Consider the following 8,029-nt stretch of genomic DNA (forward strand, 5'->3'; position numbering starts at 1 on the left):
CTCCTCCCCCTGGGGTTAGCTCCGCACAACCTTACCGCGGGGGGGGCCGCACCCGAGGGGGCCCGCCCACCCCGGCGTTCTGCGTAGGCGCAGGGCCCTCCTGGGGCCACAGCGGCACCAGGAGCCCCGGAGGACCCAGAAGGCACAGGACACGCCAGAGGGCCCGCAGCGACACGCTGCGGGCCCTCTGAGCGGCTTGTGAGGCGTTGCGCCTCGTCGGCCTCACGCCTCGTCGCGGCGCAGACCCGGCTTCAGGTCCTTGAAGCGGCCGAGCAGGCCGTTCACGAAGGACGGCGAATCGTCCGTGGAGAACTCCTTGGCCAGCTGCACGGCCTCGTCCATGACCACGGCGTCCGGCGTCGCGTCGACCCAGATCAGCTCGTAGGCACCGAGCCGCAGGATGTTGCGGTCGACGACCGGCATCCTGTCCAGGGTCCACCCGACCGCGTACTGCGAGATCAGCTCGTCGATGTGGCGCGCGTGCTTCGCGTACCCCTCGACCAGCTCCATCGTGAACTCGCTCACCGGCGGCTGCCGGGTGTCGGACCGCGAGTGACGCACCCAGTCCGCGAGGACCGTCACTACGTCGGCACCACGCTGGTCGGCCTCGAAGAGGATCTGGAAGGCGCGCTTGCGGGCCGTATTACGAGCAGCCACGGTTAGCTGTTCACCCGGCCGAGGTAGCCGCTGTCACGGGTGTCGACCTTGATCTTCTCGCCCGTGGTGATGAAGAGCGGCACGTTGATCTGGTGGCCGGTCTCCAGGATGGCGGGCTTGGTGCCACCGGTGGAGCGGTCGCCCTGGACGCCGGGCTCGGTCTCCTTGATGGTGAGCTCGACGGCGGCCGGCAGCTCGACGAAGAGCACCTCGCCCTCGTGCTGCGCGACGGTGGCCTCGAAGCCCTCGATCAGGAAGTTCGCGGCGTCGCCGACGGCCTTCTTGTCGATGTGCAGCTGGTCGTACGTCTCCATGTCCATGAAGACGAAGTAGTCGCCGTCCATGTAGGAGAACTGCATGTCGCGCTTGTCGATCGTCGCCGTGTCGACCTTGACGCCGGCGTTGAAGGTCTTGTCGACGACCTTGCCCGACAGCACGTTCTTGAGCTTGGTGCGCACGAAGGCGGGGCCCTTGCCGGGCTTGACGTGCTGGAACTCGACGACGGACCAGAGCTGGCCCCCGTCGAGCTTGAGCACCAGGCCGTTCTTGAGGTCGTTCGTGGAAGCCACGGTTGCGGAATCTCCTGGACTGACGTGGACGACCGCGGCGCACGCGCACAGCTCGGAAAGCTAGAGCGCGAGCAGCTCCTTGGTCGTGATGGTGAGTAGCTCGGGTCCGCCGTCCGCCTCGGGGCGCACGACGAGCGTGTCATCGATCCGGACACCACCCCGTCCCGGGATGTGAACCCCCGGTTCGACGGTGACCGGCACGCAAGCGTCCAGTTTACCCATGGCCGCGGGCGCCAACTGCGGGTCCTCGTCGATTTCGAGCCCCACCCCGTGTCCCATCAGCGGAGGGAGACCGTCCGCATACCCTGCGGAGTCCAGCACATGACGTGCCGCGCGGTCGATGTCGCGGTAGGCGGCGCCCGGCGCCAGAGCCTCCCTGCCTGCCCGCTGAGCGGCGAAAACAAGGTCGTACAGCTCGATCTGCCAGTCCGCGGGAGACGTACCGATGACGAACGTACGCCCGATCTCGCAACGGTAGCCGCGATAGCTGGCTCCCAGACAGACGGAGAGGAAATCCCCCTCCTCCACCCGCCGGTCAGAGGGCCGGTGGGCGCCACGGCCCGAGTTCGGCCCGGTGGCGACGGAGGTCGGGAAGGCGGGCCCGTCCGCGCCGTGGTCGACGAGCCGGCGCTCCAGTTCCAGGGCGAGATGACGTTCCGTTCGCCCCACGAGAATCGATTCGAGCAGCTCGCCGAGCGCCTGGTCGGCGATCTCGGAGCCGATCCGCAGGCAGGAGATCTCCTCCTCGTCCTTGACGAGGCGCTGTTGTTCGACCGCTCCCCCGAGGTCCGCGAGCCGCAGACGCGGCGCGACGGAGCCAAGCGCGCGATGCCGGGCGACGGTCAGGTCGTGCTCCTCGACGGCCAGCGAATCGGCACCCTGCGCGGCCGCCAGATCGGCCCCCGCGACCGCGGGATCGGCGCCGGACGCGTCGAGCAGGTGCACCCGCAGCCCGTCGTCGGGCCGCTCCTCGCCCTGATCGTCGCCGGGCGGTCTGCCGCACAGCAGCAGATCCTCGGTCCTGCCCAGCAGGAGCACGGCGCCCTGCGGCGCCGCTCCCGCGAGATACCGCACGTTGGCGGGACGGGACACCAGCGCCGACGCGCTGCCGCCCGCGGCACAACGCTCCCTCAGCCGCTCACGGCGGGCCACGTACACCTCTGACATGCGACGAGCCTATGAGCGCAGGCGCGGGACGGCCGGTTCAGCGCGTCCGACCGGGGGCCGCGCGGGCGCCTCGGGCGGCGCGGCCTACCACTGCGGCGGGCTCGCGATGGAACGGGCGAGCACGTCGTCGAGGACCTGGGCCGTGGCGGGCACGTCCAGCTGGGAGTTGTCGATGATGGGCAGACCCGAGCCGTACCAGCCGGCCATCCGGCCGTGGATGCGGGCCACTTCCTCGTCCGTGAGGCGGCGGTTGCCGCTGCGCTCGGCATTGCGCTCCAGGACGATCTCCAGGCCGGGCAGCAGGACCACCGGCAGCAGACCGGGCCCCACGTGCCGCTTCCAGCCGCCGAGGCCGACGACCGGACGGTCGGGGAAGACGGCGTCGTCGAGGATGCACGAGATGCCGTTGGCCAGGAAGTTCCGTGCGGCGAAACCGCAGGTGCGGCGGGCCAGGCGGTACTGCGCCTCGGAGTGGTCGTTCCACCCGGACTGGGGGTCCGCGAAGCCCGAGCGCACCCATTCCCGTACGTCGTCGAGGCTGATGTGGGCGGTCGGCACCCTGCGGTGCTCCGCCCAGTACTTGGCGACGCTCGTCTTGCCCGCGCCCGCGGGGCCGATGAGCAGGACGGCAAGCGTGGTGGCGCCGGTGTCCGCCCGTGCCGTGCCGGGCGGCGGGCTCGGCATGGCGACGGGGCCGCCGGGCGGGAGCTGTATGTGGCCCGTCGTGTCCGGGGTCGGCGGCACGGGGGCGCCGGGCGCGTGGGTGTGCTGGGAGACGGCGCCGTGCTGCGGGGCAGCCGGGGCCGGGTGCTGCGGGGCCGGGGCGTGCGCGTGCGGGGCCGGGCCCTGGGGGTGGGCGCCCTGCGGGTGCGGGGCCGTGCCCGGTGGGTGCGGGGCGCCGGCGAAACCCGGCGCGGGAGGCGGTGGGCCGCCCGGCGCTGCACCCGGCGGCGGACCGCTCGGGTGATGTGCGGCCGGGGACCAGCCGGTGGCCGGTCCGTGCCCCGGCTGATGGGGCGGCGGCAGCGGAGACCCCACTGCGTGCTGCATCCGGTGCCACTCCGTCTCGTGCGACTGACGCTGGTCGGGCGGCGGCCGGGGCCACCCGTTACCGAACGGTACCGTCCCCGGCCGACGTTGTGTGAACGGCCGGGGACGCCGCAGGGTGCCCGTGGCTTGTTCTGGGGGGCCACTTACCCCGTTGGTACGGCTTTACTTCGCGACTTCGCCGTACGCGGCGAGCAGCACCGCCGGGTCGGGTCCCTCCAGGACGGTCGGCTTGCCGAGACCGTCGAGGACGATGAAACGCAGCAGGTCACCGCGGGACTTCTTGTCGACCTTCATCGTCTCCAGGAGCTTGGGCCACTGGTCGTAGCGGTAGCTCAGGGGAAGTCCCACGGACTCCAGGACGGTGCGGTGGCGGTCGGCGGTCGCGTCGTCGAGGCGGCCGGCCAGGCGGCCGAGTTCGGCCGCGAAGGCCATGCCCACGGAGACGGCGGCGCCGTGCCGCCACTTGTAGCGCTCGTTCTTCTCGATGGCGTGGGCGAGCGTGTGACCGTAGTTGAGGATCTCACGCAGGCCCGACTCCTTGAGATCGCCGGAGACGACCTCGGCCTTGACCTTGATGGAGCGCTCGATCAGCTCGGCGGTGTGCGGGCCCTGCGGGCTGCGCGCGGCCTCGGGGTCCGCCTCGATCAGTTCGAGGATCACCGGGTCGGCGATGAAACCGGCCTTGATGATCTCCGCGAGGCCCGACACGAAGTCGTTGACCGGCAGCGAGTCGAGCGCCGCGAGGTCGCACAGCACCCCGGCCGGCGGGTGGAAGGAGCCCACCAGGTTCTTGCCCTCGGCGGTGTTGATGCCGGTCTTGCCGCCGACCGCGGCGTCCACCATGCCGAGCACGGTGGTCGGCACGGCGATCCAGCGCACCCCGCGCAGCCACGTCGCGGCCACGAAACCGGCGAGGTCCGTGGTGGCCCCGCCGCCGACGCCGATGATGAGGTCGCTGCGGGTGAAGCCGGACTGGCCGAGCGCCTTCCAGCAGTACGCGGCGACCTCGGCGGTCTTGGCCTCCTCGGCGTTCGGCACCTGGATGGCGACGACCTCGAAGCCCTGTTCCGCCAGGTCGTCGCGGAGCGCGTCGCCGGTCTCGGCGAGCGCCTCCGGGTGGATGATCGCGACGCGCTTGGTCTGCTCGCCGATCAGGCCGGGCAGCTCGCCGAGGAGCTGATGCCCGACAAGGACCTCGTACGGTTCGGTGCCCGCGGTGCCGCCGACCTGGATGCGGGTGGGCGTGTGCCCCGACGTCTCAGCGGTCTCCGTCATGCTTCCTTCAACTCCAGTGCGTCGAGGACCGCCTGGGCGACCTCTTCGGGGGTGCGGTCGTCGGTAGCGACGACGGCGCGGGCGACTTCGGCGTACAAGTGGCGGCGGGCGTTCATCAGTTCGCGCCACTGCTTGCGCGGGTTGACCGCGAGCAGCGGGCGCGCCTGGTTGAGGCCGGTGCGCTTGACCGCCTCCTCGACGTCCATCGACAGATAGATGACGGCGTGCGGGGCGAGAAGCGCGCGGGTCGAGTCGTCGAGGACCGCGCCGCCGCCGAGGGCGAGGATTCCCTCGTGCTCGGCGAGCGCCGTACGCACGGCCTCCCGTTCGAGCGCGCGGAAGTGCGGCTCGCCCTCGTCCACGAAGATCTCCGCGATCTCCCGGCCCTGTGCGAGCACGATGTCGGCGTCGGTGTCCCGAAAAGCGCTGCCGAGACGCTCGGCGAGCAGGGCGCCCACCGTCGACTTGCCCACGCCCATCGGCCCGACCAGGACGATCTGCGGGCCGGTCACCGGATCTGGAGGTTGTCGAGGTACGAGGTGACGTTGCGCCGGGTCTCGGGCACGCTGTCGCCGCCGAACTTCTCGGCGACGGCGTCGGCCAGGGTCAGCGCGACCATCGCCTCGGCGACGATGCCGGCAGCCGGGACCGCGCACACGTCGGAGCGCTGGTGGTGCGCCTTGGTGGCCTCGCCGGTGGCGACATCGACGGTGGCGAGCGCGCGCGGCACGGTCGCGATGGGCTTCATCGCGGCGCGTACGCGCAGCAGCTCACCGGTGGTCAGGCCGCCCTCGGTGCCGCCGGAGCGGCCGGAGGTGCGCCGGATGCCGTCGTCGGTGGAGACGATCTCGTCGTGCGCCTTGGAACCCGGCACCCGCGCGAGGTCGAAGCCGTCGCCGACCTCGACGCCCTTGATGGCCTGGATGCCCATGAGCGCGGCGGCGAGCCGCGCGTCGAGCCGCCGGTCCCAGTGCACGTGCGAGCCGAGCCCGACGGGCACGTTGTACGCGAGCACCTCGACGACGCCGCCCAGGGTGTCGCCGTCCTTGTGGGCCTGGTCGATCTCGGCGACCATCGCCTTGCTCGCGTCCGCGTCGAGGCAGCGCACCGGGTCGGCGTCGAGCTTCTCGACGTCGGCGGGGGTCGGGTAGACGCCGTAGGGCGCCTTGGCCGCCGCCAGCTCCGTGACGTGGCTGACGATCTCGATCCCGGCCGTCTCCTTCAGGTACGAACGGGCGACCGCGCCGAGCGCGACGCGGGCCGCGGTCTCACGTGCGGAGGCGCGCTCCAGGACGGGCCGGGCCTCGTCGAAGCCGTACTTCTGCATGCCCGCGAGGTCGGCGTGGCCGGGCCGGGGGCGGGTCAGCGGGGCGTTGCGGGCCGAGTCGGCGAGGATCTCGGGGTCGACGGGGTCGGCCGCCATGACCTGTTCCCACTTGGGCCACTCGGTGTTGCCCACCATGATCGCCACCGGCGAACCCATGGTCAGGCCGTGCCGGACGCCGCCCAGGAAGGTGACCTCGTCACGCTCGAATTTCATGCGCGCACCGCGCCCATAGCCGAGGCGCCGCCGGGCCAGGTGGTCCGCCACCATCTCCGTGGTGATCGGCACGCCGGCGGGAAGACCCTCCAGCGTCGCGACAAGTGCGGGTCCGTGGGACTCTCCCGCGGTCAGCCAACGCAACCTGCTCAACGGTGCTCCTCATGCTCGCGCCTGGAACTGCGTGGCGCGACCGGGTGCGCGGCCCTGGCCCGCCACCCTGATCCTCCCACGTCGCGACGCGAGCCCCGGCCTCCGGTCCACAAAGCGGACGTCTCCGGAAAGCGGACGCGCTAACGCGCCGCCAGCGCGTGCTCCCCGGCCTTGCGCATCGCGGCCAGCGGCGCGGACGTACGTCCGGTCATCTGCTCGACCTGCAGCACGGCCTGGTGCACGAGGAGATCGAGCCCGCTGACGACCGCCCCGCCGTACATCGACCAGCGGGCCGCCAGAGCGGTGGGCCACGGGTCGTACAGGACGTCGAAGAGAGTGGTGGGCCGCTCGGGCACGGCCGCCGCGAGCGCGTCGGTGGCGCCCGCCGGAGTCGTGGCGATCACCAGCGGCGCGTTCAGCGCCTGCTCGGCGTCCGCCCAGTCCTGCGTGCGCACCTCCACGTCGAGCCGCTCGCCCCACTGCCGCATCTCGGCGGCGCGCGCCTCGCTGCGTACATAGGCGACGACTTCGCCCGAGCAGATCCGGGCGAGCGCGGCGAGGGCGGACGACGCGGTGGCGCCTGCACCGAGGATCGCCGCCGTCTCGACCTGCTCGATTCCGCGTTCCCGCAGCGCGGCGACCATGCCGGGGATGTCGGTGTTGTCTCCGACGCGGCGGCCGTCCTCGCCGAAGACGACGGTGTTGACCGCCTCGACGGACGCGGCGGTCCCGCTGATCTCGTCGAGCAGCGGGATCACCGCGCGCTTGAGCGGCATCGTCAGCGAGAGCCCGGCCCACTCGGGGCCGAGGCCCTTCAGGAACCCGGGCAGGGCCGCCTCGTCGACGTCGAACAGGTCGTACGTCCAGTCGGCAAGGCCCAGCTCCCCGTATGCGGCGCGGTGCAGCACCGGGGAGAGGGAGTGGGCGATGGGTGAGCCGAGGACTGCGGCTCGGCGCTCGATGCTCATCAGCCGGAATTCTTCTTCTGTTCCTCGAGGTACTTCTGACGGTTGCGCTCGTGTTGCTCATTCGTCTCGGCGAACAGCGTTTTGTCCGCATTGATGGAGACGAAGTAGTACCAGTTCCCCTTGGCCGGATTGAGCGCGGAGTTGAGCGCCTCGTCCCCGGGGTTACCGATCGGGCCGGGGGGCAGACCCTTGATCTTGTAGGTGTTGTACGGGTCGTTGAACTTGCGCAGATCGTCGACCGTGCCGGTTTCCAAGGTGCTTTCGGCCTTGGCGTAATTCACCGTCGAGTCGAAGTCGAGAAGCCCGTAGGTCTCGGTGTTGTTCGGCTTGAGGCGGTTGTAGACGACCGTCGCGACCTTGTCGAAGTCGTGCTTGTACTTGCCTTCGGCCTGGACCAGGCTCGCCACCGTGAGCACCTGGAGCGGATCCTTCAGGTTCAGCTGGGCGGCCTTCGCCTTGAGGCCCAACTCGTCGTACTTCACGGTCGCGTGGGAGACCATCTTCTTGAGGACGTCCTGAGGCTTCTGCCCCTTCGCGACCGGATAACTGGAGGGGTAGAGGAATCCCTCGAGCGGATCCTTGATGTCCTTGTTGGTGTTCGCCCAGTCGGGAAGACCGAGGGATTTCCAGTCCTTCTTGGCGACACCCTT

The 8,029-nt window shown here is 70.9% G+C and carries 9 protein-coding genes; all 9 read right to left on the reverse strand.

The window, feature by feature from the left end; all coding sequences use genetic code 11:
- Window positions 1-222: 222 nt before the first annotated feature.
- On the reverse strand, window positions 223-657 hold the full coding sequence (gene nusB / locus ACQKIP_RS33115; protein WP_365866627.1) for a transcription antitermination factor NusB: 435 nt from the start codon (window positions 655-657) through the stop codon (window positions 223-225).
- A 2-nt stretch (window positions 658-659) separates the two neighbouring features.
- Entirely contained in the window at window positions 660-1,226 is a 567-nt protein-coding gene (gene efp, locus ACQKIP_RS33120; RefSeq protein WP_365866625.1) for an elongation factor P, read from the reverse strand.
- Window positions 1,227-1,286: 60 nt separating this feature from the next.
- Window positions 1,287-2,393: an aminopeptidase P family protein gene (locus ACQKIP_RS33125; RefSeq protein ID WP_365866623.1), complete on the reverse strand. Its 1,107-nt coding sequence runs from the start codon at window positions 2,391-2,393 to the stop codon at window positions 1,287-1,289.
- Window positions 2,394-2,477: 84 nt separating this feature from the next.
- A complete protein-coding gene (locus ACQKIP_RS33130) occupies window positions 2,478-3,443 on the reverse strand; it encodes a Pro-rich N-terminal domain-containing protein (RefSeq protein WP_365866621.1) in 966 nt (321 codons plus the stop codon).
- A gap of 162 nt (window positions 3,444-3,605) precedes the next feature.
- The gene (aroB, locus tag ACQKIP_RS33135) at window positions 3,606-4,718 is read right to left on the reverse strand and encodes a 3-dehydroquinate synthase (RefSeq protein ID WP_365866619.1); all 1,113 of its coding nucleotides are present in this window, start codon (window positions 4,716-4,718) and stop codon (window positions 3,606-3,608) included.
- A complete protein-coding gene (locus ACQKIP_RS33140) occupies window positions 4,715-5,230 on the reverse strand; it encodes a shikimate kinase (protein WP_365866617.1) in 516 nt (171 codons plus the stop codon). Before ACQKIP_RS33140 ends, aroB begins: the two co-directional genes overlap by 4 nt.
- Entirely contained in the window at window positions 5,227-6,411 is a 1,185-nt protein-coding gene (gene aroC / locus ACQKIP_RS33145; protein WP_365866615.1) for a chorismate synthase, read from the reverse strand. Before aroC ends, ACQKIP_RS33140 begins: the two co-directional genes overlap by 4 nt.
- A gap of 140 nt (window positions 6,412-6,551) precedes the next feature.
- Complete coding sequence (locus ACQKIP_RS33150; protein WP_365866613.1) at window positions 6,552-7,379, reverse strand: shikimate dehydrogenase; 828 nt, start codon at window positions 7,377-7,379, stop codon at window positions 6,552-6,554.
- Window positions 7,379-8,029: endolytic transglycosylase MltG (gene mltG, locus ACQKIP_RS33155; RefSeq protein WP_427745002.1), on the reverse strand; the 651-nt coding region annotated here is incomplete at its 5' end. The genes mltG and ACQKIP_RS33150, both read right to left, overlap by 1 nt.

It is taken from the genome of Streptomyces sp. NPDC059900 (assembly GCF_050270335.1).
Lineage (GTDB): Bacteria > Actinomycetota > Actinomycetes > Streptomycetales > Streptomycetaceae > Streptomyces.

Bases quoted from the DNA above. Each gene is read 5' to 3' on its own strand.
- ACQKIP_RS33125 (WP_365866623.1), bottom strand. From the start codon at position 2,393: ATGTCAGAGGTGTACGTGGCCCGCCGTGAGCGGCTGAGGGAGCGTTGT.
- ACQKIP_RS33130 (WP_365866621.1), bottom strand. From the start codon at position 3,443: ATGCAGCACGCAGTGGGGTCTCCGCTGCCGCCGCCCCATCAGCCGGGG.
- aroB (WP_365866619.1), bottom strand. From the start codon at position 4,718: ATGACGGAGACCGCTGAGACGTCGGGGCACACGCCCACCCGCATCCAG.
- ACQKIP_RS33150 (WP_365866613.1), bottom strand. From the start codon at position 7,379: ATGAGCATCGAGCGCCGAGCCGCAGTCCTCGGCTCACCCATCGCCCAC.